The 24,705-nt window shown below is 73.5% G+C and carries 23 protein-coding genes; 14 read left to right on the top strand and 9 right to left on the bottom strand.

Translation table 11 applies throughout. The features are described 5' to 3' along the window. Positions 1-10: 10 nt before the first annotated feature. Positions 11-685, bottom strand: coding sequence for a Crp/Fnr family transcriptional regulator (locus tag ACZ4K2_RS27630; RefSeq protein WP_030734182.1), 675 nt, complete (start codon positions 683-685; stop codon positions 11-13). Between the two features lie 275 nt (positions 686-960). On the opposite strand from ACZ4K2_RS27630, the gene nth reads away from it, so the two are divergent. The 3 genes from nth to ACZ4K2_RS27645 all read left to right on the top strand — a co-directional run bounded on the left by nth (position 961) and on the right by ACZ4K2_RS27645 (position 4,129). Then, positions 961-2,088, top strand: a complete 1,128-nt coding sequence (nth, locus tag ACZ4K2_RS27635; protein ID WP_467769977.1) for an endonuclease III — start codon at positions 961-963, stop codon at positions 2,086-2,088. Between the two features lie 56 nt (positions 2,089-2,144). Next, complete coding sequence (locus tag ACZ4K2_RS27640; protein WP_467468006.1) at positions 2,145-2,840, top strand: NUDIX hydrolase; 696 nt, start codon at positions 2,145-2,147, stop codon at positions 2,838-2,840. 89 nt (positions 2,841-2,929) lie between these two features. After that, positions 2,930-4,129: a MarP family serine protease gene (locus ACZ4K2_RS27645; protein WP_467468004.1), complete on the top strand. Its 1,200-nt coding sequence runs from the start codon at positions 2,930-2,932 to the stop codon at positions 4,127-4,129. Positions 4,130-4,144: 15 nt separating this feature from the next. Here ACZ4K2_RS27645 and ACZ4K2_RS27650 read toward each other — a convergent pair whose 3' ends face one another. The 5 genes from ACZ4K2_RS27650 to acs form a co-directional block, all read right to left on the bottom strand. After that, positions 4,145-4,324, bottom strand: a complete 180-nt coding sequence (locus tag ACZ4K2_RS27650) for a hypothetical protein (protein ID WP_467468001.1) — start codon at positions 4,322-4,324, stop codon at positions 4,145-4,147. A gap of 139 nt (positions 4,325-4,463) precedes the next feature. Next, positions 4,464-5,399 (bottom strand): alpha/beta fold hydrolase, encoded by a 936-nt coding sequence (locus ACZ4K2_RS27655; protein WP_467467999.1) that lies wholly within the window; start codon positions 5,397-5,399, stop codon positions 4,464-4,466. Then, positions 5,396-5,884 carry a phage holin family protein gene (locus ACZ4K2_RS27660; RefSeq protein WP_467467996.1) on the bottom strand — a complete coding sequence of 163 codons (489 nt, stop codon included), beginning with the start codon at positions 5,882-5,884 and terminating at the stop codon, positions 5,396-5,398. The genes ACZ4K2_RS27655 and ACZ4K2_RS27660 overlap by 4 nt, the downstream gene beginning before the upstream one ends. A 126-nt stretch (positions 5,885-6,010) precedes the next feature. Then, positions 6,011-7,450 (bottom strand): Na+/H+ antiporter NhaA, encoded by a 1,440-nt coding sequence (nhaA, locus tag ACZ4K2_RS27665; RefSeq protein WP_467467994.1) that lies wholly within the window; start codon positions 7,448-7,450, stop codon positions 6,011-6,013. A 190-nt stretch (positions 7,451-7,640) separates the two neighbouring features. Further along, positions 7,641-9,596, bottom strand: coding sequence for an acetate--CoA ligase (gene acs, locus ACZ4K2_RS27670; protein ID WP_467467992.1), 1,956 nt, complete (start codon positions 9,594-9,596; stop codon positions 7,641-7,643). 423 nt (positions 9,597-10,019) lie between these two features. On the opposite strand from acs, the gene ACZ4K2_RS27675 reads away from it, so the two are divergent. Next, on the top strand, positions 10,020-11,282 hold the full coding sequence (locus ACZ4K2_RS27675) for a polysaccharide deacetylase family protein (protein WP_467467990.1): 1,263 nt from the start codon (positions 10,020-10,022) through the stop codon (positions 11,280-11,282). A 3-nt stretch (positions 11,283-11,285) separates the two neighbouring features. Here ACZ4K2_RS27675 and ACZ4K2_RS27680 read toward each other — a convergent pair whose 3' ends face one another. Further along, positions 11,286-12,266: an ATP-binding protein gene (locus ACZ4K2_RS27680; RefSeq protein ID WP_467467988.1), complete on the bottom strand. Its 981-nt coding sequence runs from the start codon at positions 12,264-12,266 to the stop codon at positions 11,286-11,288. A 101-nt stretch (positions 12,267-12,367) separates the two neighbouring features. Here ACZ4K2_RS27680 and ACZ4K2_RS27685 point away from each other — a divergent pair, with 101 nt between their 5' ends. Continuing rightward, entirely contained in the window at positions 12,368-13,192 is an 825-nt protein-coding gene (locus tag ACZ4K2_RS27685; protein ID WP_467467986.1) for a Fic family protein, read from the top strand. Between the two features lie 604 nt (positions 13,193-13,796). Here the strand turns inward: ACZ4K2_RS27685 and ACZ4K2_RS27690 are convergent. After that, on the bottom strand, positions 13,797-14,627 hold the full coding sequence (locus tag ACZ4K2_RS27690) for an HAD family hydrolase (RefSeq protein ID WP_467467984.1): 831 nt from the start codon (positions 14,625-14,627) through the stop codon (positions 13,797-13,799). 614 nt (positions 14,628-15,241) lie between these two features. Between ACZ4K2_RS27690 and ssd the strand changes: the two genes are divergently transcribed. The 7 genes from ssd (at position 15,242) to ACZ4K2_RS27725 (ending at position 20,610) form a co-directional block, all read left to right on the top strand. After that, positions 15,242-16,348: a septum site-determining protein Ssd gene (gene ssd / locus ACZ4K2_RS27695; protein WP_467467981.1), complete on the top strand. Its 1,107-nt coding sequence runs from the start codon at positions 15,242-15,244 to the stop codon at positions 16,346-16,348. Next, a complete protein-coding gene (locus ACZ4K2_RS27700; protein WP_467467980.1) occupies positions 16,345-17,574 on the top strand; it encodes a TadA family conjugal transfer-associated ATPase in 1,230 nt (409 codons plus the stop codon). Before ssd ends, ACZ4K2_RS27700 begins: the two co-directional genes overlap by 4 nt. Before the next feature lie 127 nt (positions 17,575-17,701). Next, positions 17,702-18,517: a type II secretion system F family protein gene (locus ACZ4K2_RS27705; protein ID WP_467468810.1), complete on the top strand. Its 816-nt coding sequence runs from the start codon at positions 17,702-17,704 to the stop codon at positions 18,515-18,517. Further along, positions 18,514-19,293, top strand: coding sequence for a type II secretion system F family protein (locus ACZ4K2_RS27710; protein WP_467467978.1), 780 nt, complete (start codon positions 18,514-18,516; stop codon positions 19,291-19,293). The genes ACZ4K2_RS27705 and ACZ4K2_RS27710 overlap by 4 nt, the downstream gene beginning before the upstream one ends. Before the next feature lie 216 nt (positions 19,294-19,509). Next, positions 19,510-19,710 carry a DUF4244 domain-containing protein gene (locus ACZ4K2_RS27715; protein ID WP_467468808.1) on the top strand — a complete coding sequence of 67 codons (201 nt, stop codon included), beginning with the start codon at positions 19,510-19,512 and terminating at the stop codon, positions 19,708-19,710. Continuing rightward, the gene (locus tag ACZ4K2_RS27720; RefSeq protein ID WP_467467975.1) at positions 19,697-20,083 is read left to right on the top strand and encodes a TadE family type IV pilus minor pilin; all 387 of its coding nucleotides are present in this window, start codon (positions 19,697-19,699) and stop codon (positions 20,081-20,083) included. Before ACZ4K2_RS27715 ends, ACZ4K2_RS27720 begins: the two co-directional genes overlap by 14 nt. A gap of 32 nt (positions 20,084-20,115) precedes the next feature. Then, positions 20,116-20,610, top strand: a complete 495-nt coding sequence (locus ACZ4K2_RS27725; protein WP_467467972.1) for an Rv3654c family TadE-like protein — start codon at positions 20,116-20,118, stop codon at positions 20,608-20,610. Between the two features lie 87 nt (positions 20,611-20,697). Here ACZ4K2_RS27725 and ACZ4K2_RS27730 read toward each other — a convergent pair whose 3' ends face one another. Continuing rightward, positions 20,698-23,277 (bottom strand): DEAD/DEAH box helicase, encoded by a 2,580-nt coding sequence (locus tag ACZ4K2_RS27730; RefSeq protein WP_467467969.1) that lies wholly within the window; start codon positions 23,275-23,277, stop codon positions 20,698-20,700. A gap of 81 nt (positions 23,278-23,358) precedes the next feature. Between ACZ4K2_RS27730 and bldG the strand changes: the two genes are divergently transcribed. Then, positions 23,359-23,700 carry an anti-sigma factor antagonist BldG gene (gene bldG / locus ACZ4K2_RS27735; protein WP_358780164.1) on the top strand — a complete coding sequence of 114 codons (342 nt, stop codon included), beginning with the start codon at positions 23,359-23,361 and terminating at the stop codon, positions 23,698-23,700. A gap of 261 nt (positions 23,701-23,961) precedes the next feature. After that, the gene (locus ACZ4K2_RS27740; protein ID WP_467467966.1) at positions 23,962-24,393 is read left to right on the top strand and encodes an ATP-binding protein; all 432 of its coding nucleotides are present in this window, start codon (positions 23,962-23,964) and stop codon (positions 24,391-24,393) included. Positions 24,394-24,705 lie beyond the last annotated feature (312 nt).

The raw sequence follows: 24,705 nt of genomic DNA on the forward strand, positions 1-24,705 counted from the left end.
CGGCGGCCGGTCAGCGGGACCGCTTGGCCAGCCGCTCGACGTCGAGCAGGATCACGGCGCGGGCCTCCAGGCGGAGCCAGCCGCGCTGGGCGAAGTCCGCGAGGGCCTTGTTCACGGTCTCGCGGGAGGCGCCGACGAGCTGGGCCAGCTCTTCCTGCGTCAGGTCGTGGACGACGTGGATGCCCTCCTCGGACTGCACGCCGAAGCGGCGCGAGAGGTCCAGCAGGGCGCGGGCCACACGGCCGGGCACGTCGGAGAAGACCAGGTCGGACATGGCGTCGTTGGTCTTGCGCAGGCGGCGGGCGACGGCCCGCAGCAGGGCGCCGGCCACCTCGGGGCGGACGTTCAGCCAGGGCTGGAGGTCGCCGTGGCCGAGACCGAGCAGCTTGACCTCGGTCAGCGCGGTCGCGGTGGCCGTGCGGGGGCCCGGGTCGAACAGCGACAGCTCGCCGATCAGCTCGCCGGGGCCGACGACGGCCAGCATGTTCTCCCGGCCGTCGGGGGAGGTCCGGTGCAGCTTGACCTTGCCCTCGGTGACGACGTACAGCCGGTCGCCGGGGTCGCCCTCGTGGAACAGGGAGTCGCCGCGTGCGAGGGTCACCTCACTCATGGAGGCGCGAAGCTCCGCGGCCTGCTCGTCGTCGAGTGCCGCGAAGAGCGGGTTGCGCCGCAGAACGTCGTCCACGAGTTCTCTCCTTGTCGACCTGCTCAGGGGATCTTGCTCCCCCGTGTGTCAGGGGACCGTGTTCCCCATTTTGCGGGACGGTCCTAACAGTGTGATCTGTCACAAGGATGCCGCACGGGTGTCCCGGGGTAAGCGTCAGGGGTCCAATCGGGGGCCGCCCTGCCGGGTCCGGAGCGGATCACGGTGCCGGGCTTTAGGCTGGCCGGGTGTCCAAGTCGCCGGTGAGAGCACAGGCCAAGGGGGCTGCGCGGGTGGTTGTACGTCGGGATTCCGCCGTGGGCGAACACGCTCCCGAGGAAAGTAGTAAAACAGGCAAATCGTCTCAAAAGCCTACTGCTGCCGCCGGAGAGCAGCCGTCCCGGCAGGCCACACCGGCCGCAGAGGCCGCGCCCGTCGCGAAGACCGCGGGGAAAGCGGTGCGTAAGACCGCGCGGAAGGCAGTGAAGAAGCCCGCGCGGGAGACCGAGCGTCAGCCCGCGCAGGGGAGCGAGCCGCGGCCCGTGCAGGAGTCCGAGCCCCAGCCCGCGCGGAAGGCGGCGAAGAAGACCGCGGACAAGGTGGCGAAGACCGCGAAGAAGGCGGCGAAGAAGACCGTGCCCGCCGGGAAGGCCGCCGTCCGGCCGCCGGCCGGCGAGTCCCCCACCGCCCTGGTCCGCCGCGCCCGCCGCATCAACCGCGAGCTGGCCGAGGTCTACCCGTACGCCCACCCCGAGCTGGACTTCGAGAACCCCTTCCAGCTCCTGGTCGCCACGGTGCTGTCGGCGCAGACCACCGACCTGCGCGTCAACCAGACCACCCCGGCGCTCTTCACCAGGTACCCCGCCCCCGAGGACCTCGCCGCCGCCAACCCGGAGGAGGTCGAGGAGATCCTGCGCCCCTGCGGCTTCTTCCGCGCCAAGACGAGGTCGGTCATAGGGCTGTCCAAGGCCCTCGCCGAGGAGTTCGGCGGCGAGGTGCCCGGCCGGCTGGAGGACCTGGTCAAGCTGCCCGGCGTGGGCCGCAAGACGGCCTTCGTCGTCCTCGGCAACGCCTTCGGCCGGCCGGGGATCACCGTGGACACCCACTTCCAGCGGCTGGTGCGGCGCTGGCGGTGGACCGAGGAGACCGACCCGGACAAGATCGAGGCCGCCGTCGGCGCGCTCTTCCCGAAGAGCGACTGGACCGACCTGTCCCACCACGTGATCTGGCACGGCCGCCGCATCTGCCACGCCCGCAAGCCCGCCTGCGGCGCCTGCCCCATCGCGCCGCTCTGCCCGGCCTACGGCGAGGGCGAGACGGACCCGGAGAAGGCGCGGAAGCTGCTGAAGTACGAGAAGGGAAGCTTCCCGGGGCAGCGGCTCAACCCCCCGCAGGCCTACCTCGACGCGGGCGGCACGCCGGCGCCGCCACTGGGGGCCGCGTGACGGAACGATCTCGGGGTCCTCGGGCGTTGGAGAGGGCGGAGCCGACGGGGGTGGCGATGGCGAGGGCGAGCGACACACAGGGTGGTCCGGTGACACTGAGCGAGGAGGGGCTCCCGGCCTGGCTGGACCCCGTCGCACGCGCCGCCGAGACGGTCGAGCCGCGCCAGCTCAGCCGCTTCCTGCCGCCGGAGAACGGCTCGGGACGGCAGTCGGCCGTACTGGTCCTGTTCGGCGAGGGGGAGCGGGGCCCCGAGCTGCTGCTCATGGAGCGCGCGGGGTCGCTGCGCTCGCACGCCGGGCAGCCGTCCTTCCCGGGCGGCGCGCTCGATCCCGAGGACGGCGATCCGCAGGGCGAGGGCCCGCTGCGGGCCGCGCTGCGCGAGGCCGAGGAGGAGACCGGGCTCGACCCGTCCGGCGTGCAGCTCTTCGGCGTGCTGCCCCGGCTCTACATCCCCGTCAGCAGCTTCGTCGTCACCCCCGTGCTCGGCTGGTGGCGCGAACCCAGCCCGGTCGGTGTCGTCGACCCCAAGGAGACCGCCCGGGTCTTCACCGTCCCCGTGGCGGATCTCACGGACCCCGCCAACCGCGCCACCGCCGTCCACCCCAGAGGCCACAGCGGTCCGGCGTTCCTGGTCGAATCGGCCCTGGTCTGGGGTTTCACCGCGGGCGTGATCGACCGGCTGCTGCACTACGCGGGCTGGGAGCGCCCGTGGGACCGGGCGAAGCAGGTCCCGCTCGACTGGCACGCATGACAGGGTGATCCCCGTGCTGTATGCCCCGGGGGCGCCCCGGGCCCCGGCCGAGCTGCTGGGAGCGGAGTGAGTAGGCGAGGCCTGAAGCAGTGAACGTGCTGGACATCCTGTTGCTCGTCGCGGCCGTGTGGTTCGCGGTGGTGGGCTACCGCCAGGGCTTCGTCGTCGGCATCCTGTCGGTGACCGGGTTCCTGGGCGGCGGCCTGCTCGCCGTCTACACGCTGCCCGTCGTCTGGGCCGCCGCGACCGACCAGGCGGAGGTCGGCACCACCGCGGCCGTCGTGGCCGTGGCCGTCGTCATCGTCTGCGCCTCCGTGGGCCAGGCCCTGACCACCCACCTCGGCAACAAGCTGCGCCGGCACATCACCTGGTCCCCGGCCCGCGCCCTGGACGCCACCGGGGGCGCGCTGGTCAACGTCCTGGCGATGCTCCTGGTGGCCTGGCTGATCGGCTCCGCCCTAGCCGGCACCACCCTGCCCACGCTCGGCAGGGAGGTCCGCGGCTCCAAGGTGCTCCTCGGCGTCTCCCGGGCGCTGCCCGCGCAGGCCGACACCTGGTTCGCGGACTTCTCCTCCGTGCTCGCGCAGAACGGCTTCCCGCAGGTCTTCAGCCCCTTCTCCGACGAGCCGATCAAGGACGTGCGGCCGCCGGACCCGGCCCTCGCGAACAGCCCGGTCGCCCTGCGCGCCCAGCGCTCCATCGTCAAGGTGACCGGCACCGCCCAGAGCTGCGGCAAGGTGCTGGAGGGCACCGGGTTCGTCTTCGCCGACCGCCGGGTGATGACCAACGCGCACGTGGTCGGCGGGGTCGAGGCACCGCGGGTGCAGGTGGGCGGCGAGGGGCGCGGGTACGACGCCAAGGTCGTCCTGTACGACTGGAAGCGCGACATCGCGGTACTCGACGTACCGGACCTGCGGACGACCGCGCTGCGGTTCACCGGCCAGGACGCGGCCGGGGGCGACGGCGCGATCGTCGCGGGCTTCCCGGAGAACGGCTCGTACGACGTACGCGCCGCACGTGTGCGCGGGCGCATCACGGCCAACGGCCCGGACATCTACCACCGCGGCACCGTGCGCCGCGACGTGTACTCCCTGTACACCACCGTCCGCCAGGGCAACTCCGGTGGCCCGCTGCTCACGCCGGACGGCAGGGTGTTCGGCGTGGTGTTCGCCAAGTCCCTCGACGACGCGGACACCGGTTACGCCCTGACGGCGGACGAGATCCGGCCCGACATCGAACGGGGCCGTGCGGCCAACGAGCAGGTGGCTACGGACAACTGCGCCCTGTAGGACGGCGCATGGCGGTCAGCTCCGCGGGTGACGCAGGCGTACCGAGACCCAGCGGGCCCGGCGGCGCAGGATGCGCGGGATTCCCACCCGCAGGTCGCCCTCCGCGAGTTGCGGGGTGCCTCGCTGAGGCATGCTCAGGCGCGTGGCCGAGCGCCGGTCGCGGGGTGCGTCACTGTAGTCGTGCGTCCAGCCCATACCCGGACGTCTGCCCCCGGCCGAAGGTCGATAACCACCCGGGCGCCCCCCAATCGGCCTATGCGGCGGGCATGTGGCCGTTCGGGGGACAAGTGTTCACGATTCGGATACTCCGCGCACCCTCCCGCTCACGGAACGGTCACCGGTCGGGTTCGGGATCCTTGAGCCAGTTGACGAGTTCCGCGGAGAACGCCGCCGGGTCCTCCTCGTGCGGGAAGTGGCCGAGCCCGTCGAACAGCCGCCAGCGGTACGGCGCTTCGACGTACTCGCCCGAACCGGCCGCGCTGCGCGTGCGGATGACCGGGTCCAGCGAGCCGTGCAGGTGCAGGGTGGGGACCCGCACCGGGCGCTTCATCCTGCGGTAGAACTGCACGCCGTCCGGCCGGGCCAGCGAGCGCACCAGCCAGCGGTACGGCTCGACCGAGCAATGGGCCGTGGACGGGATGCACATGGCCCGCTGGTACGTCTCCACGTCCGCGTCCTCGGGCAGCCGCGGCCCGGACCACTCGCGGATCAGCCGGCCCGCCAGCGCGCCCCCGTCCGCCGTCAGTCGGCGCTCCGGCAGCCACGGCCGCTGGAACCCCCAGATGTGGGAGCCGGCGGCGGTCTGCCGGGCGTCGCGCAGCATGGCCGCGCGCCACCGCCTCGGGTGCGGCATCGACACCACGGCGAGGCGCCGTACGAGTTTCGGCCGCATCGCGGCGGCCGTCCACGCGAGGTAGCCGCCGAGGTCGTGGCCGACCAGCGCGGCGTCCGGCTCGCCGAGTGAGCGGATCACCCCGGTGACGTCCAGCGCCAGGTTGGCGGGGTCGTACCCGCGGGGCGTGCGGTCGCTGCCGCCGACCCCCCGCAGGTCCATCGCCACCGCCCGGTAGCCCGCGTCCGCGAGCGCGGTGAGCTGGTGCCGCCAGGTCCACCAGAACTGCGGGAAGCCGTGCAGGAGCAGTACCAGGGGGCCGTCACCCAGCTCGGCGATGTGGAAGCGGGCGCCGTTCGCGGCGACGTCCCGGTGGGTGACCCGCGTCCCGTCCGGGAGGTCGATCCGTACGGGCGAGGGGGCGGCTGGGTCGGTCATGACGACGAGCGTGCCACAGCCTCGATGGCCGCGGGTGCCCGGTCCTCGGGCAGCTCCGGGCGGGGGTGCGGCTTGGCGTTCTGCAGGACGCCCGCCGTCTCCTTCATCGACGCGGCCACCTTCTGCGGGCCCTGGCCCCGCTTGGCCTTCTTCGCGAACACCGTGCCGATGAGCGCGAGGAAGCCCGCGACGAGTACGTTGGCGGCGAAGGACAGCAGGAAGCAGACGGCCAGGTTCCAGCCGCTCCAGGTCCTGATGCCGTACGCCAGGGCGAAGTTGAGCATCGGCAGCGAGAACACCAGCACCGCGCCGGCCACCGAGAAGGCGCCGCCGCTCACCGCGCCGCGCTTCACGTCCTGCTTGAGCTGGGCCTTGGCCAGCGCGATCTCGTCGTGCACCAGCGCCGACATCTCGGTCGTCGCCGAGGCGAACAGCTGGCCGATGCTGCGTTCGGCGCCGACCGGGCTGCCGTCGGGTGCGCTCATCGCGTTCTCCCTCAGAGGTCTGTCGTGCCGCACGTGCGCCGTGCGGCACGGCCGTCTTCGCACGCTGGGCCATCCGGGTGGCTGTCGTGCGCCTGCGGCCGTCTTGTTCTGTACCGTCTCGTCAGATCATGCCGGACGGTCGCTCTCCTCGCCTGCCCCGCCCGGTACTTCCGCAAGCCCGTGGCGTGTCCCGGCCGCCCGCTCGGCGGCCAGACGCCGGTGTTCGGCGGCCTTGCGCTCGTGGATCTCGGCCATGCGGAGGTGGTACGCCGGGTCGTCCTGCTCGTAGACGTCCGGGATGCCGTCGAGGTCCTCGTCGCGCTCCTCGTCCTCGCACAGCCTGCGGTACCGGGCGTTGCGCAGCTTCAGCAGCACCGCGGCGGCGACCGCCGCGAGCAGTGATCCGGTCAGGACGGACGCCTTCACCTCGTCGGTGAGCAGGGTGTCGCCCTCGAAGGCCAGCTCACCGATGAGCAGGGAGACCGTGAAGCCGATCCCGGCGAGCGCGGCCACGGCGAAGATGTCGGCCCAGGCCAGCTCCGCGCTGAGCCGGGCGCGGGTGAAACGGGCGGTCAGCCAGGTCCCGCCGAAGACGCCGGCCGTCTTGCCCAGGACCAGGCCGAGCACGACGCCGAGCGTCTCGGGCTTGGTGAAGACGTCGCCGAGGGCTCCGCCGGAGATCGGCACGCCGGCGCTGAACAGCGCGAACAGCGGGACGGCGAGCCCGGCGGACAGGGGCCGCACCAGGTGCTCGACGCGCTCGCCGGGGGAGTGCCGCTCGCCCTTGCGGGTGGTGCAGCGCAGCATCAGGCCCATGGCCACCCCGGCGATGGTGGCGTGCACGCCGCTGTTGTACATCAGCGCCCAGACGACGACGGCGAGCGGCACGTACACGTACCAGCCGCGCACGCCCTTGCGCAGCAGGAACCAGAAGAGGGCGAGGCCGGCGGCGGCGCCGCCGAGGGCGGGGAAGTTCAGCCGGTCGGTGAAGAAGACCGCGATGATCAGGATCGCGAAGAGGTCGTCGACGACCGCGAGGGTGAGCAGGAAGGCGCGCAGGGCGCCGGGCAGGGAGGTGCCGATGACCGCGAGGACGGCGAGGGCGAAGGCGATGTCGGTGGCGGTGGGCACCGCCCACCCCTGCGTGGAGCCGTTCCCGGCGAGGCTGGTGAGCGTGTAGACGACTGCGGGTACGGCCATCCCGCACAGCGCCGCCACGACGGGCAGCACGGCGGCCCTGGGGTCGCGCAGGTCACCCGCGACCAGTTCGCGCTTGAGTTCGACGCCGGCGACGAAGAAGAACACGGCGAGCAGCCCGTCGGCCGCCCAGTGGGCGACGGAGAGGCGCAGGCCGAGGGCGCCGGGGCCGAGGTGGAACCCGCCGACGCTCGTGTAGCTGTCCCGCAGCGCCGGGACGTTCGCCCACAGCAGTGCCGCGACGGCGGCGGCGAGCAGGAGGACCCCGCCGACGGTCTCGGTGCGCAGCGCGTCCGCGACGGAGGTGCGCTCGGGCAGGGACAGCCGGCCGAGGACCTTGCGGGGGGTGGGGGTGTGGGGCGCGGTCACGGGAGACCTCCGGGGCAGGGGGAATTCACATGCCGACCAGACTTCCCGGCGCACCCGTCGTGTCGCGTGCCGCGACTCTCCCCCCACTTTACCCGCAGCCGGTGCGGGTGCGGTGGTGCTCACCGCGGACGCCTTGGGGCGCCCGGCCGGACCGGCCGGGCGCCCCAAGGCGTCGCGCGTCTTCCGGCGCTCAGTCCTCGCTCGGCGCCGCGGGCAGCTTGTTCTGGATCAGGGACATCACGGTGCTGTCGGTCAGGGTCGTGACGTCACCCAGCTCACGGTTCTCGGCGACGTCCCGCAGCAGGCGGCGCATGATCTTGCCGGACCGGGTCTTCGGCAGCTCCGCCACCGGCAGGATCCGCTTGGGCTTGGCGATCGGGCCGAGCGTGGCCCCCACGTGGTTGCGCAGCTCGCCGATGAGCGCCTCGTTCTCGGAGGCGGTGCCGCGCAGGATGACGAACGCGACGATGGCCTGGCCGGTGGTCTCGTCCGCGGCGCCCACGACGGCGGCCTCGGCGACCGAGGGGTGCGAGACGAGCGCCGACTCCACCTCGGTGGTGGAGATGTTGTGCCCGGAGACGAGCATCACGTCGTCCACCCGGCCCAGCAGCCAGATGTCCCCGTCGTCGTCCTTCTTCGCCCCGTCACCGGCGAAGTACTTGCCCTCGAAGCGGGACCAGTAGGTGTCGATGAACCGCTGGTCGTCGCCCCAGATGGTGCGCAGCATCGACGGCCACGGCTCGGTCAGCACCAGGTAGCCGCCACCGCCGTCGGGCACCTCGTTCGCCTCGTCGTCGACGACGGTCGCGCTGATGCCGGGCAGCGCGCGCTGCGCCGAGCCGGGCTTGGTCTCGGTGACGCCGGGCAGCGGGCTGATCATCATGGCGCCGGTCTCGGTCTGCCACCAGGTGTCCACGACGGGCGTCAGGTCGGCGCCGATGTGCTTGCGGTACCAGACCCAGGCCTCCGGGTTGATGGGCTCGCCGACGGAACCCAGGACGCGCAGGCTGCTCAGGTCGAACTTGGCGGGGATGTCGTCGCCCCACTTCATGAACGTCCGGATCGCGGTCGGTGCCGTGTACAGGACCGTGACCTTGTACTTCTGCACGATCTCCCAGAACCGGCCCTGGTGCGGGGTGTCCGGCGTGCCCTCGTACATCACCTGCGTCGCGCCGTTGGCCAGCGGGCCGTACACGATGTACGAGTGCCCGGTCACCCAGCCGACGTCGGCCGTGCACCAGTACACGTCCGTCTCCGGCTTGAGGTCGAAGACCGCCCAGTGGGTGTAGGCCGCCTGGGTGAGGTAGCCGCCGGAGGTGTGCAGGATGCCCTTCGGCTTCCCGGTCGTACCCGAGGTGTAGAGGATGAACAGCGGGTGCTCCGCCTCGAACGCCTCCGGGGTGTGCTCGGCGGACTGCCGGCCCAGCAGGTCGTGCCACCAAACGTCCCGCTCGCCGTCCCAGACGACCTCCTGGCCGGTACGGCGCACCACGAGCACGTGCTCGACGTTGCCCGCCTTCTCCACCGCCTCGTCGACGGCCGGCTTGAGCGCGGACGGCTTGCCGCGCCGGTAGCCGCCGTCGGCGGTGATGACGACCTTGGCGTCCGCGTCCTGGATGCGGGTCGCGAGCGCGTCCGCCGAGAAGCCGCCGAAGACGACCGAGTGCGCCGCGCCGATGCGGGCCGAGGCCAGCATGGCGATCGCGGTCTCCGGGATCATCGGCATGTAGATGGCGACCCGGTCGCCCTTGCGCACACCGAGTTCCAGCAGGGCGTTGGCGGCCCGGGAGACCTCGTCCTTCAGCTCCGCGTAGGTGATCGAGCGGCTGTCGCCGGGCTCACCTTCGAAGTGGATGGCGACGCGGTCGCCGTGGCCGGCCTCCACGTGCCGGTCCACGCAGTTGTACGCGACGTTCAGCTCGCCGTCCTTGAACCACTTGGCGAACGGCGGGTTGGACCAGTCCAGCGTCTCGGTCGGTTCCTTGGCCCAGGTCAGCCGGCGGGCCTGCTCGGCCCAGAAGCCGAGCCTGTCAGCCTTGGCCTGCTCGTACGCCTCCGCGGTGACGTTGGCGTGCGCGGCCAGGTCGGCGGGCGGCGCGAACCTGCGTTCTTCTTTCAGCAGGTTGGCCAGGCTTTCGTTGCTCACGACATCTCCCTTTCGAAGGGTGTCCGTTGTGTCCCGGGCCACAGCTCATCAGACGTGGGGGGCCGATGACAAGGGTCGACGGGAAAATTGGTGTAGACCTTTCTCGGTAAGGTCGGCCGCCCGGGTGTCGGTGGCCCCTCACCTCGACGGACGCCGCTTTCCGTCCGGCTTTCCTCCTCGGTTCCGCTTGTGCCTTCGTGTGCGAAGGAAACGCGAGGCCACGTCAAGACCCGGCACGTTCCGCCGGGGTGAACGGGGCAGCCGATCCCTCACTGGGGTGAATTAATCACTTGATCGGCTTGTCGTACTAATTCCTTCTCGGTCCCGTGCGATCTTGGCGGCGCTGCCGGGTCAAGCCCGGCAAAGCACCAGAAAACGCCCTCATCAGCGTGTGTCTGAGAGAAGGAAGAAGGTGGGCGGAACATGGCCGCCACCCAGAGGATCGCCGTAGGCGCCATGGTCGCCGCGGCCTGTGCGGCGTCGTTCGCCGGCTGCGCGAGCGACCCCGACGCCACGAAGCAAGGGACGCCGGGCCCGAAGGGGGCGCCGGCGCCGGGCAGCGTCTTCCGCCCGATCGGCGACGGATCCACCGTCTACACCGGTGCGCAACCGCACCTGCCCACCCCGGAGCGGCTGAGTCCCGGGCAGAAGCCCCCGCAGTTCGTCGTGTTCTCCTGGGACGGCGCGGGCGAGGACAGCCAGAAGCTCTTCTCGCACTTCCGCAAGGTCGCCAAGGAGAACAACGCGACCATGACCTACTTCCTCAGCGGCGTGTACATGCTGCCCGAGGAGAAACGCGACCTCTACAAGCCGCCGCAGCACGCGGCGGGCCGCTCCGACATCGGCTTCAACGACGAGCGGGGCATCGCCGACACCCTGGAGCAGGTGCGCCGGGCATGGCTGGAGGGCAACGAGATCGGCACCCACTTCAACGGCCACTTCTGCGGACCCGACGGCGGGGTCGGCACCTGGTCGGTGGACGAGTGGAAGAGCGAGATCGCCCAGGCCAAGAGCTTCGTGAAGTCCTGGCGGACCAACTCCGGGATGAAGGGGGAGGCGCCCCTGCCCTTCGACTACGACAAGGAGCTGATCGGCGCCCGCACCCCCTGCCTGGAAGGGCAGAAGAACTTCCGGAAGGCCGCCCGCGAGCTGGGCTTCCGGTACGACTCCAGCGGGGTCGACAACCAGGTCTGGCCCAGGAAGAAGGACGGCCTGTGGGACCTGTCGATGCAGCTCGTGCCCTTCCCCGGCCACAACTACGAGCAGCTCACCATGGACTACAACTTCATGTTCAGCCAGTCCGGCACCGAGACCCAGGGCGACCCGGACAAGTTCGACTACTGGGGCGACCAGATGCGCGACGGCCTCATCAAGGGGTTCTACCGCGCCTATGACGGCAACCGCGCGCCCCTGGTCATCGGCAACCACTTCGAGTCGTGGAACGGCGGCACCTACATGCGGGCCGTCGAGGACGTGGTGAAGGAGGTGTGCACCAAGCCCGAGGTGCGCTGCGTCTCCTTCCACCAGCTTGCCGACTGGCTGGACGCCCAGGACCCGCAGACCCTGGCGAGGCTGCGCACCCTGGAGGTGGGCGAGGCGCCCCGGCAGGGCTGGGCGTCCTTCCTGTCCGGCCGGCCGGCCCCGGCACCCAAGGGCGTGCCCGGGGCGCCGGCGGACAAGCGGTAGCCGTCAGGCGGGCGCGGCGACGCTCTCGCCGAGCACGAAGTGGGGGTCGACCTGCGCCGCCAGGTCGGCCCCGGTGCGCTCGTTCCCCCAGGACTCGGCGTTCTTCAGGTGGAAGTGCACCATCTGGCGGGTGTAGCGCTCCCAGTCGCGCCGCTCGTAGGCGGCGTCGACGGTGGCCCGGAGGACGTCCAGGGCGGCCGCGTTGGCCTCCTCCAGGAGGTCGAACCGGGGCGGGCGGCCCTTCTCCATGGCGCGCACCCAGTCCGAGCGCCCGACCGTCACGAGCAGGTCGTCCCCGGCCTCCGCGCGCAGGAAGTCGAGGTCGTCCGGGTCCTGGACCTTGTTGCCGACGACCTTCAGGGCGACGCCGAAGTCGCGGGCGTACTCCTTGTACTGGCGGTAGACGGAGACGCCCTTCCGCGTCGGCTCGGCGACGAGGAAGGTCATGTCGAAGCGGGTGAACATGCCGGAGGCGAAGGAGTCCGAGCCGGCCGTCATGTCGACCACGACGTAGTCGTCGGGGCCGTCGACGAGGTGGTTGAGGAACAGCTCCACCGCTCCCGTCTTGGAGTGGTAGCAGGCGACCCCCAGGTCGGCGTCCGTGAAGGGGCCCGTGGCCATCAGGCGGACCGCGCCGCCGTCCAGCTCCACCGGGCGCGCGCAGGCGTCGTAGACGGGGTTGGGCTCCCGCACGCGGACCAGCCGTGAGCCCTCGCCGGGCGGGGTCGTCTTGATCATCGTCGCGGCCGAGGCGATGCGCGGGTTGCTGCCACGCAGGTAGTTCTTGATCAACGGCAGCTGTCCGCCCATGGCGGGCAGTGCCGCCGCCTCCTCCTCGCCGAGGCCGAGCGCGGGCCCGAGGTGCTGGTTGATGTCCGCGTCGATGGCGACCACCGGCGCTCCGGCGGCTGCCAGGTGGCGGATGAACAGGGAGGAGAGCGTGGTCTTGCCGCTGCCGCCCTTCCCGACGAAAGCAATTTTCATGTTCACCAAGGGTAGTCGGGTGATAGCTGTACGTGTCACGAGTAAGTGAAGAAGACCACTCCTTCGTGGGGCGGCGCGGCGGGGTGCGTACTGTCGTACTCATGAGTACGACAGGCGCGACCGCCGATCCGCTCGCGGCCCTGGGCACGCTGCCCGGTGTGGCCGAGTCCGTGGAGTCCGTGCGCAAGGCCGTGGACCGGGTCTACGGGCACCGGGTCATGCGGCGCCGCAGCAACGAGGTCACCTCCGAGGCGGCCCTGCGTGCCGCCCGCGGCTCGGCGGCGCTGTCCGGCGCGGACTGGGCCCTGGAGGAGGTGCGGCGGCGCACCGACTTCGGCGCCGACGCCGAGGCCCGCGTGGTGGGCGCGGCCCTGCGGCTGTCCGCCGAGGCGGGGCAACTGCTGTCGATCTGGCGCCAGTCCCCCCTGCGGGTGCTGGCCCGGCTGCACCTGGTGGCCGCGGCGAGCGGCGACGACCGGGTCGGCAGGCCGCGCCAGGCGGGCGAGCCGGTGGACGAGCCGCTGATCGAGCTGCCGCTGCCGGACGCGGCCGAGGTCTCGGGCCGGCTGGAGGGGCTGGCGGACCTGATCATCGCCGGCACCTCGGCGCCGGCGCTGGTGACGGCCGCGGTGGTGCACGGCGAACTGCTCGCCCTGCGTCCCTTCGTGTCCCACAACGGCCTGGTCGCGCGCGCGGCCGAGCGGATCGTGCTGATCGGCAGCGGGCTGGACCCGAAGGCGGTCTGCCCGGCCGAGGTCGGCCACGCCGAGCTGGGCCGCGCCCCCTATCTGGCCGCCCTGGACGGGTACGCCTCCGGCACCCCCGAGGGCATGGCGGCGTGGATCGCCCACTGCGGCAAGGCGGTGGAGCTGGGCATGCGCGAGTCGACGGCGGTCTGCGAGGCGCTCCAGCGGGGCGCGGCCTGAGGGACCCCGGACAGGGGTTGCGGCGGTACGAGGCGTCTCGTACCGCCGCTGGCATGCCCACCCGGTTACCAAGCGTCCTCGATGTGTCGCCCATCAGGTCGGGATGCTTTGCCCGTCACCTGGTGCGGCTGGCCCGTAATCGACGGGTCGACGTCGCGTGGGTGCCCGGTGGTCATGCGGGGGTCCGTAGGCCAGTGCGTAGTGGTAGGGGATCCTCTCGGATGTCCTGTGGTCTCGCGGGCCCGATTTCTTTGTACCGCGCGCCGGGAGGAAGCGGAACCCCTGCCCGCACTTCTTTAACCTCAGCCGCTGACGGGACGGAACGGGCACCGGCCGCGCGCCCGGTGGCGGGGCGGGGCGGGCGCGCCGGGCGTGTCCCGCGACGGGGCGGGCGCGCCGGGCGCGCGTCCCGCGGTGGTGCGGGCGTGCGGGGCGTGCGTCCCGCGGCGGTACGGGCGTGCGCCTCGCGGCGAGGTGAAACGGCGGCCGTCGTGTGTCCCGCGGCGAGGTGAAACGGCGGCCGTCGTGTGCTCTCGCGGCGGGGCGAAGCGCCGGCCGTCGTGTGCTCTCGCGGCGGGAGCCGCCGCCGGGTGCCGGGTGCCGGTCAGGCCGTGCCGCGGCGCCGGCTGGCGTACCAGACGAACCCGGCGGTCGCCGCGGCAGCTCCTATGGCCGCCGCCGCGACGAGCGCGGGCCGGGGCGGCACGGAGAACGTGGGCAGCCGCTTCTTGAGCGGGACCGGGCGGCGGAACTCCAGGACCGGCCACCCGCGCGCGACGGCCTCCCGACGCAGCGCGCGGTCGGGGTTCACGGCGTGCGGGTGCCCGACGGCCTGGAGCATCGGCAGATCGGTCGCCGAGTCGCTGTAGGCGTAGCAGCGGCCGAGGTCGTAGCCCTCGGACGCGGCCAGCTCCCTGATCGCCTCGGCCTTGGTCGGGCCGTACGCGTAGTACTCCACCTCCCCGGTGAAGCAGCCGTCCTCGCCCACGACCATGCGGGTGGCGACCACGCGGTCCGCGCCCAGCAGTTCGCCGACCGGCTCGACCACCTCCGCGCCCGAGGTGGAGACGATCACCACGTCCCGGCCGGCCGCGTGGTGCTCCTCGATGAGGGAGGCGGCCTCGTCGTAGATGATCGGGTCGATCAGGTCGTGCAGGGTCTCGGCGACGATCTCCCGCACCTGCTGGACGTTCCAGCCTCGGCACAGTGCGGAGAGGTACTCCCGCATGCGCTCCATCTGGTCGTGGTCGAGGCCGCCCGCCAGGAAGACGAACTGGGCGTACGCGGTACGCAGGGCGGCCCTGCGGTTGATCAGCCCGCCTTGGTAGAAGGACTTGCTGAAGGTGAGCGTGCTCGACTTCGCGATGACCGTCTTGTCCAGGTCAAAGAAGGCTGCTGCGCGGGGCAAGGAGTGGTTTTCCACGCCCCTGAGCATAGGCGCCCACCATTCGGCGTAAGGTGGGGCGTGTGGGTTTGCCTGAGAGGGCTCTCGGGTACACCATGGAAGTCACGGATCGTTCGCGACCGTGCTAACCCGGTCCGGCTCCTCCCCCCCCGAGTCGGCCGTGGGGACGACCCCCGCTCTCCCCCCCGGCGGGGGTCGTCGCATGTCCGGATGGGTTTTCACCCTCCTCCCCCTCACTCGTACGGCTCCATCGCCCGTCGCGGGCCTAGCGCCCGCAGGTCGGGCATGCCCATGATTCGTGACCGAGTGTAATCGAAAGACTGCTCTCCGGAAGTCGTGCGCGGATCCCTGTGGAGATCGCACGCGGATCAGGACCGGGATCACCGGTACGGGTGACGGAGATATTCACAGGGTCGGTCTTGTCCACAGTTATCGACCAAGATCCACTTTATTTCGGAGATCGCTGCACTGTGATTCCCGCGTGCTCCGGTCACGGCGAGTTCATGGCCGGTTCCGATTGCCGGGGCGCGTATGGCCGGTTCCTATCGGCCGTTCATATGGAGGCCGCTTACCGGTTCTTCACACCTTTGGGAATCGCGTGGCCGCGCAGGCCGCGCGGCCCGTGCAGCGAAGGGGGAACACCCGTGACCGGAACCGTCACCCACCACCCGCCGCCCGACTCCGGGGACCGGCCCGGCCGGCCGCTCATCGTCACCGAGGACGCCGTACTCCTGGACGATCTGCTGCGCCTGTGCGCGGCGGCGGGCGCCACTCCCGAAGTCCACCACGGCGTACCGGAATCCGGCGACGGCTGGTCCGCGGCCCCGCTCGTGCTGGTCGGCGACGACGCCGCCCGCCGGGTGCACGGGGTCGTGCGCCGGCCCGGCGTGGTGCTGATCGGCCGGGACCAGGACGACCCGGGGGTGTGGAAACGAGCCGTCCGGATCGGGGCCGACCACGTGCTGATGCTGCCCGACGGCGAGCCGTGGCTGGTCGACCGGATCGCCGACGTCGCCGAGGGCACCGGCAGCCCCGCCCTCACCGTCGGGGTGATCGGCGGCCGGGGCGGGGCGGGGGCGTCCACGCTCGCGTGCGCGCTCGCCGTCACCTCCGCGCGCGAAGGGCTGCGCACCCTCCTGGTGGACGCCGACCCGCTCGGCGGCGGACTCGACGTGCTCCTCGGCGGCGAGGGCGCCGAGGGGCTGCGCTGGCCCGCCTTCGCCGCCTCCCGCGGCCGGGTCGGCGGCGGCGCCCTGGAGGAGTCGCTGCCCGAGCTGCACGCCCTGCGGGTGCTCAGCTGGGACCGGGGCGACTGCGTCGCCGTCCCGTCCCCGGCGGTGCGCGCGGTGCTGGCCGCCGCCCGGCGGCGCGGTGGCACGGTCGTGGTCGATCTGCCCCGCCGTCTCGACGACGGGGTCGCCGAGGCCCTCGCCCAGCTCGACCTGGCCCTCCTCGTCGTCCCGGCCGACCTGCGGGCGGTGGCGGCCGCCGGCCGCGTCGCCTCGGCCGTCGGCATGGTCGTGCGCGACCTGCGCGTGGCGGTCCGCGGGCCCTACGCGCCCGGCCTGGACGACCGGGGGGTGGCCGGGCTGCTCGGTCTGCCCCTGGCCGGCGAGGTCCCCGTGGAACCGTCGCTGCTGCGCCCGCGGGCCGGGGAGAAGCCGCCCGGCGCGACCGGGCGCGGCCCGCTCGCCCGCTTCTGCGCGCACTTCTGGGAGCGCGCGCTGGCCGAGTCGGGAGGCACCCGGTGACCCTGCCCGGACTGGACCGGGCCGACGGCGCGGCCCTGCTCGACGGCGTCCGCCGCCGGCTCGCCGAGAGCGGCGCCGAACCCACCCCCGCGCGCGTGGCCCAGGCCCTGCGCGAACAGGGCCGGGTGCTGGGCGACGCCGAGATCCTCGGCGCGGCCGAACGGCTGCGGTCCGAACTCGTCGGCGCCGGCCCCCTGGAGCCCCTGCTCGCGGACCCGGACGTCACCGACGTCCTGGTCTCCGCCCCGGACCGGGTCTGGGTGGACCGCGGCGGCGGTCTGGAACTGACCCCGGTGGCCTTCCCCGACGCGGCGGCGGTCCGCCGGCTGGCGCAGCGGCTGGCCGCCGTGGCCGGACGCCGGCTGGACGACGCCCGGCCCTGGGCGGACGCGCGGCTGCCCGACGGGACCCGGCTGCACGCGGTGCTGCCCCCGGTCGCCGTCGGCTGCACCTGCCTGGCGCTGCGGGTGGTCCGGCCGCGGGCCTTCACCGTCGAGGAACTCGTCGCGGCCGGCACGGTGCCGCCCGGCGGCGACCGGATTCTGCGGGCTCTCCTCGGCGCCCGGCTGTCCTTCCTGGTCAGCGGGGGTACAGGCTGCGGCAAGACCACGCTGCTGAGCGCGTTGCTCGGGCTCGTGGGACCGGGGGAGCGGATCGTGCTCGCCGAGGACTCGGCCGAGCTGCGGCCAGAGCACCCGCACGTCGTCCGGCTGGAGACCCGGCCCGCCAACCAGGAGGGCGCCGGCCTGGTCACCCTGGAGGACCTCGTGCGGCAGGCGCTGCGGATGCGGCCGGACCGGCTGGTGGTCGGCGAGGTGCGCGGACCCGAGGTGGTGCACCTGCTCGCGGCCCTCAACACCGGCCACGAGGGCGGGTGCTGCACGGTCCACGCCAACGCCGCCGCGGACGTGCCGGCCCGGCTGGAGGCGCTTGCCACGGCCGCCGGGCTGGACCGGGCGGCGCTGCACAGCCAGCTGGCGGCGGCCCTCTCGGTGGTGGTGCACCTCGTACGGGACCGGTCCGGGCGGCGCCGGATCGACGAGGTGCACGTGCTGGAGCGCGATGCCGCCGGGCTCGTGCGTACGGTACCGGCGCTCCGCTGGGGCGAACGGGCGTTCGTGCGGGAGCGGGGGTGGGAGCGGTTGCGGCACCTCCTGACGGGGCCGGGCGGGTTCGAGGGCGAGCGCGGGAGCGAGAGAGCGGTGGGAGCGGTGGGGGCCGCGTGAGCCGCGGGCGGACGCGGTCCCGGAGCGGCGGGAGAGGTGACGGAAGTGATCGGTGAGACGTGCACGGGAGGTGGCGGGCGTGGTCGGTGAGGCGTGCACGGCGGCCGCGCTGCTCTGTCTCGGGGCCATGGCCCGGCTGCTGGCCGGGCGGCACCACGGGATGCGCAGGGCGCGGCTGCTGATGGCCGGGGCAGGGACGGCGGCGACCGGGCCGCCGGCTCCGGAGCGGGTCCTCGCGGAGCTGCGGCGACGAGCCGCTCCGCTGGGCGCCGAGTGGTGGGCGCCGGCAGCCGGGGTGGTGCTCGCCGTGCTGGGCACCTCGCTGATCCCGGTCGCCGCGGGGGCGGCCGGCATCCCGGTGCTGCGACGGGTGCGGCTGGCCCGGCAGGCCCGGCGCACTCGGGAGCGGCGGGCCGACGCGGTGATCGCCCTGTGCGCGGGGCTCGCCGGGGAGGTGCGGGCGGGACGGCAGCCGGGGGCCGCGCTGCTGCGGGCCGCGCGGGACTCGGGCGGGCTCGGCGGCGCACAAGCCGCCGTGGTGGCGGCGGCGCGGTTCGGCGGGGACGTGCCCGGTGCGCTCGCCGCCGCGGCACGCCGGCCGGGTGCGGAGGGGCTGCTGGGACTCGCCGCGTGCTGGCGGGTGGCCGTGGACCGGGGCGCCGGACTCGCCACCGGGCTCGACCGGCTGGAGGGGGCCCTGCGCGCGGAGCGGGACCAGCGGGCGGACCTGCGTGCCCAGTTGTCCGGTGCCCGGGCCACCGCGGTGCTGCTCGCCGTGCTGCCCGCGCTCGGCCTGCTCCTGGGCGCGGCCATGGGAGCCGATCCGCTGCGCGTCCTGCTGCACAGCGGGGCCGGCGCCGGCTGCCTGGCGGTCGGGGCGGTGTTCGAGGGCGCCGGGATGTGGTGGGCGGCGTGGATCGTACGGAAGGCCGAGGCGGTATGAGCGCGGACGTTGTCCACAGGCTGGGGACGGCCGGGCTCGCGGTGCTGGCCGTCTGCTGGGGTGTGCGCGAGCTGGAGCTGGCCCATCGGCGCCGTCGGGCGCGGCGCCGGGTGGCCGCACTCCTGGGGCCCGGGGTGGCCTCGGGCAGAGCACCGTTCGCGGTCCCGGCCGAGGTACGGCGGTGGCTGCCGCCGGCGGGAGCCGCGTGCGGGGTCTGGGCGCTGGTCGGCGGGGCCGTCGGGGCCCTGCTGGGCGTATGCGCCGGCGTCGCGCTCTGGCGGTGGTGGGGCCGGCGCACGGCGGCCGGCCGCGGTGAGGTGGTCGACACCGCCGGAGCCGCGCGTCAGCTCCCGCTCGCGGCCGATCTGCTGGCCGCCTGCATCGCCGCCGGCGCCGGTCCGGTGATCGCGGCCCACGCGGTGGGCGAGGCCCTCGGCGGGCCCGTCGGGCAGGCGCTCGCGCGGGGTGCCGCGGAGGTCCGGCTCGGCGGCGCACCGGCGGACGCCTGGCGGGGCCTGGCCCTGCTGCCCGGCGCGGGTGCGCTGGCGCGGTTGCTGGAGCGGGCCGGCGAGTCGGGGCTGCCCGCGGCCGGTCCGGTCACCCGGCTGGCGGCGGACGCGCGAGCGGAGTGGGGCCGCGCGGCGACCGCCCGGGCACGCCGCGCCGCCGTCCTGATCTCGGCACCGGTCGGCCTGTGCTTCCTCCCGGCGTTCATCGCGGTGGGCGTGCTGCCGGTCGTGATCGGGCTGGCGGGCGGCGCGCTGGGAGGGGGGTGAGGCACGGGGAGGCGGGCACGGGCGGCCGCCGCGTACGGCCGGGACCGGAGACGCGGCACACGGGCGACCACCGCGTACGGCCGGGACCGGAGACACGGCACATGACGACCAAGCGTGATGAAACAGGGGGAACCACGTATGACGACCAATCACGATGAACGACGCATGACGGCGACACGGCACACGGGGACGACGGAAAGGCGCACGGGGGTCGAGATGTGGGGAAAGCTCAGGAAAGCGGCGGTACGGGCGCGAAGGATGCGGCGGCAGGACGCCGGAATGGTGACGTCCGAGTACGCCATGGGGATCATCGCTGCCGTCGGCTTCGCGGTACTGCTCTACGAGGTCGTCACCAGCGGCCAGGTCCGGGCGGAACTGGCGGCCATCGTGAAGAAGGCCCTCAGTGCGCGGATGTGAGCGGGGCGGCGACCGGGGGTTCGTCACCGCGGAGGCGGCCGTGGTGCTGTCCGTGCTGGTGGCGTTCGCGATGGCGCTGGTCTGGGGCCTGCTCGTGGTCGCCGCGCAGATCGAGTGCGTGGACGCGGCCCGGGCGGGCGCCCGGGCCGCCGCCCGCCAGGACCGGGCCGACGCGGTGGTGACGGTGACCCGGGAGGCGGCGCCGCGGGGTGCCCGGGTGACCGTCGCGCGGGAGGGCGACCGGGTCCGGGTGACGGTGGTGGCGAAACCGCCGGTGCTGAGCGGGTTGCCGTTCGAGGTCCGGGAGGAGGCCGTGGCACTCGCCGAGGACACCGTGGGGGCGGCGGCGCGCACGGGGGAGGCGGGCCCGTGAGGCGCGGGAGTGAGTCCGGGGGAGGCGGGCCCGTGAGGCGCGGGGATGGGCAGGACGCCGGGCGGCGCCGGCCGCGGGGCGGTGACCGGGGGTCCGCCACCGTGTGGAGCCTGGGGGTGATCGCCCTGCTGTGCGTGGTGTTCGGCGCCGTCCTCGCACTCGGCCAGGCCGTCGTCGCCCGGCACCGGGCGGCCGGGGGCGCGGACCTCGCGGCACTCGCGGCGGCGGACCACTGGGCCGAGGGCGGCACGGCGGCCTGCGCCGGGGCGGAACGGCTGACGGCGGCCCAGGGCGTACGGCTGGTGCGGTGCGCGATCGTCGGTGACACGGCGGAGGTGACGGCGGCCGCGGGAAGAGGGCCGTTCGCCGTGCGGGTCAGGGCGAGGGCCGGACCGGCGGACTCGGGGCCGGCCGAGGCGCTGAGACCCCGGCCTCGGCACGGTCGGTACCCCGCGCCCCACCGGTTGCCGGAGGGGGAACCACCCGCCGAGGGCCCCCCGGGCCCGGGGCCGCCCCCAGTCGGGTGACCGGTGCCGCCGCCGGCCGCCCGGCGGGGCCCTTCCCCCGGAACCCGCTCGGGCGCGGCCCCCACCCCACTGCCCGGGGCCGCTTCCCTAATCGGCCCTCGCCTCTCCCACCTCCGCCTCGCCCGCCGGCTCCGCCGGCTTCTCGGCCGGCTCCGCCGGCTTCTCGGACGGCTTCTCGGCCGACTCCGCCGGCTCCGCCGGCTTCTCGGACGGCTTCTCCTCCGGTGCGTCTCGCAGCAGCACCGTCAGCAGCCGTACCGCGCCGCTCTTGTGCAGCGGGTCGTTGCCGTTGCCGCACTTGGGGGACTGGATGCAGGACGGGCAGCCGGCCTCGCACTCGCAGGACGCGATGGCCTCGCGGGTGGCGGCGAGCCAGGCACGGGCCGTGTGGAAGGCGCGCTCGGCGAAGCCCGCGCCGCCGGGGTGGCCGTCGTAGACGAACACCGTGGGCAGGAGGGTGTCGGGGTGCAGGGGCACGGACACACCGCCGATGTCCCAGCGGTCGCAGGTCGCGAAGAGGGGCAGCATGCCGATGGAGGCGTGCTCGGCGGCGTGCAGGGAGCCGCCCAGGATCTCCGGGCTGATCCGGGCCTCGTCCAGCTGGTCGTCGGTGACCGTCCACCACACCGCGCGGGTGCGCAGCGTGCGGGGCGGGAGGTCGAGCTTCGTCTCGCCGAGCACCTCGCCGGTGATGAGGCGCCTGCGGAGGTAGGACACCACCTGGTTGGTGACCTCGACGGAGCCGTAGCACAGGCGGCCGGCGCCCCAGGGGATCTCGGTGTCCGTCTCCAGGACGGAGATCGCCGTGGTGTCGCGGGCGACCGTCGAGTACGGCGGGTCGGCCCGCTCGACCAGGGCGACCGAGTCCTCCAGGTCCAGGGCGCGCACCAGGTAGGTGCGGCCCTGGTGCAGGTGGACGGCGCCCTCGTGGACCGCGGAGTGCGCGGCGGCGGCGTCGACCGTGCCGAGCAGCCGGCCCGTGCCGGACTCCACGATCTGCACCGGGCGGCCGCCGGTCCCGCGGATGTCGGTGAGGTCGGCGGCCCGCTCCCGGCGCGTCCAGTGCCAGGCCCGCGTGCGGCGGCGGAGCAGCTTCGCGGCCTCCAGCTGCGGCAGCACGTCCGCGCAGCCCGGACCGAAGAGGTCCAGGTCCTCCTCGGTCAGCGGCAGCTCCGCGGCGGCGGCGCACAGGTGCGGGGCGAGGACGTAGGGGTTGTCCGGGTCGAGGACGGTCGATTCCACCGGCTGGTCGAACAGGGCCTCGGGGTGGTGGACGAGGAAGGTGTCCAGCGGGTCGTCGCGGGCCACGAGCACCGCGAGGGCACCCTGGCCGGAGCGGCCCGCGCGGCCCGCCTGCTGCCACAGGGACGCGCGCGTGCCCGGGTAGCCGGAGATCACCACCGCGTCCAGGCCGGAGACGTCCACGCCCAGCTCCAGGGCCGTCGTGGCGGCCAGCCCGAGCAGCTCCCCGGAGTGCAGGGCCCGCTCCAGGGCGCGGCGTTCCTCGGGGAGGTAGCCGCCGCGGTAGGCCGCGACCCGCCGGACCAGGGAGCGGTCGACCTCGGCGAGCCTCTCCTGGGCGATGACGGAGATCAGTTCGGCGCCGCGCCGGGAGCGGACGAAGGCGACCGAGCGGACGCCCTGCACGGTGAGGTCGGTCAGCAGGTCGGCGGTCTCGGCGGTGGCGGTGCGCCGCACGGGCGCGCCCCGCTCCCCGTGGAGTTCGGTGAGCGGCGGCTCCCAGAGGGCGAAGACCAGTTCACCGCGCGGGGAGGCGTCGTCGGCGACCTCCACGACCGGCAGGCCGGTCAGCCGGCCGGCGGCGGCCGCGGGCTCGGCGGCGGTCGCCGAGGCCAGCAGGAAGACGGGGGAGGAGCCGTAGCGGGCGCACAGCCGGCGCAGGCGGCGCAGCACCTGGGCGACGTGCGAGCCGAACACGCCGCGGTAGGTGTGGCACTCGTCGATGACGACGTACCGGAGCGATCGGAGGAAGGAGGACCAGCGCGGGTGGGACGGGAGTATCCCGCGGTGCAGCATGTCCGGGTTGGTCAGGACGTAGTTGCCGTACTGGCGGATCCACTCGCGTTCCTCGAACGGGGTGTCGCCGTCGTACACGGCGGGGCGCACGGCGCTGCCGAGCGGTTGTGAAAGTTCCTTCACCGACCGGCACTGATCCGCCGCGAGCGCCTTGGTGGGGGCCAGGTAGAGGGCGGTGGCGCCGCGGCCGCTGGGCGCCTCGGCACCGTCCAGCAGGGCGGACAGGACGGGCACGAGGTACGCCAGGGACTTGCCGGAGGCGGTACCGGTGGCGACGACCACCGAGTCGCCGTCCAGGGCGTGTTCGGCGGCCAGCGCCTGGTGCGCCCAGGGGTGTTCGATGCCGCACGACCGGACGGCCGCGATCACCTCGGCCCGAATACGGTCAGGCCAGACGGCATGGCGACCCGCGCGCGGGGGCAAGTGCTCCGTATGAGTGATGCGCGCAGCCCGGCTCGGCCCCGAGGCGAGCCGGTCCAGGACCGCGCCCGGAGACGGGCGGGGCGCCGGGTCCGGCGGGGTTCGATCGGATCGGTGATTCTTGGCCATCGGCACCGAGTGTGTCACTGACGTGACGGACAATGGGGTCAAGGCGTCGTGCACGCCTGCCGGTAAGTGATTGAATGCCATCGCGGCTGGCGAAGCGTCCTGAGGGCCGTAAGCCGAGGTGCCCGAGGGGCGACCGCTCGATAGCAAGGTGCTGGAGGATCCGTGGACCTGTCCCTGTCGACCCGTACCGTCGGCGATCGTACGGTCGTCGAGGTCGGTGGCGAAATCGATGTATACACCGCGCCCAAGCTGCGCGAGCAGTTGGTCGAGCTGGTGAACGACGGCAATTTCCACCTCGTCGTCGACATGGAGCGCGTGGACTTCCTCGACTCCACCGGACTCGGCGTGCTGGTCGGCGGCCTGAAGCGGGTGCGTGCCCACGAGGGCTCGCTGCGCCTGGTCTGCAACCAGGAGCGCATTCTCAAGATCTTCCGCATCACCGGACTCACCAAGGTGTTCCCGATCCACACCTCGGTCGACGAAGCGGTGGCGGCCACCGACTGACGGCCGGCCACCGACCGATGACCGGCCGCCGGCGCCGGGCTCCGTCCGGCGCCCGGGGGCCGGCCGGTCCCGGCAGGGGCGGCAACCGCTCCTTTCCGGGCCGATGACCGACCCGAGCCGTACGGACGACCGTCCCGCGTGCCGGACCGGTGAACGGCCCGGCCCCGGGCAGGTGCCGCGGCCGGGGTACAGAACGACACCAGGGGGTGCGGCCACCCGGCCCCGCCCCCGACCGCACGCCCGTAGTCGCGAGGGGGATGCATGGCCACCGTCGAACTCCGCTTCAGCGCGCTCCCCGAGCACGTCCGGACCGCCCGGCTGGTGGCGGCAGCGGTGGCGCGCAGGGCCGGGGTGGACGAGGCGGTCCTGGACGAGGTCCGGCTCGCCGTGGGCGAGGCGTGCTCCCGCGCCGTCGGACTGCACCGCAACAGCGGGGTCACGGCACCGGTGAAGGTGGCGCTGATCGAGGAGGAGAAGCAGTTCTCCATCGAGGTCGGCGACGAGGCGCCGCACGCCGTGCCGGACGGCGACACGCCCGGCGCGCAGGACGGCGAGGCCGAGATCGAGGAGGACGAGATGGGCCTCGCGGTCATCAGCGGCCTCGTCGACGACGTACAGGTGACCACCGGGCAGAACGGCGGCCTGATCCGCATGTCCTGGCCGGCCGCCCCGCCGGCCACGGCGCTCCTCTGACCGCTCCGCTTCTCCGACCCGGCCGCGTCCTGGTCCGGGACCCGCCCGAGTCCTGGCCCCCGACCCGCCCGCGTCCCGGCCCCCGGGCCGTCGTACACCCGTGAGAGGGCCCTGCTCAGCAGGGCCCTCTCCGTGTTTTCCGGAGTCCGTCGGAATACGTGAAGAAATTCACGATCAATAGCCCGATAATTCGATCAAGCGCCAATGCGGCCGTCAATGCTTTTGAGGCATTACCTCTTTCAGGTTCCGTCTGTCAGCTCGATCATTTGCTGAAGAGGCACGGGAAGGCCGAATCCGTTTACCGTCCCCTGT

It is taken from the genome of Streptomyces sp. NPDC025833 (assembly GCF_055558055.1).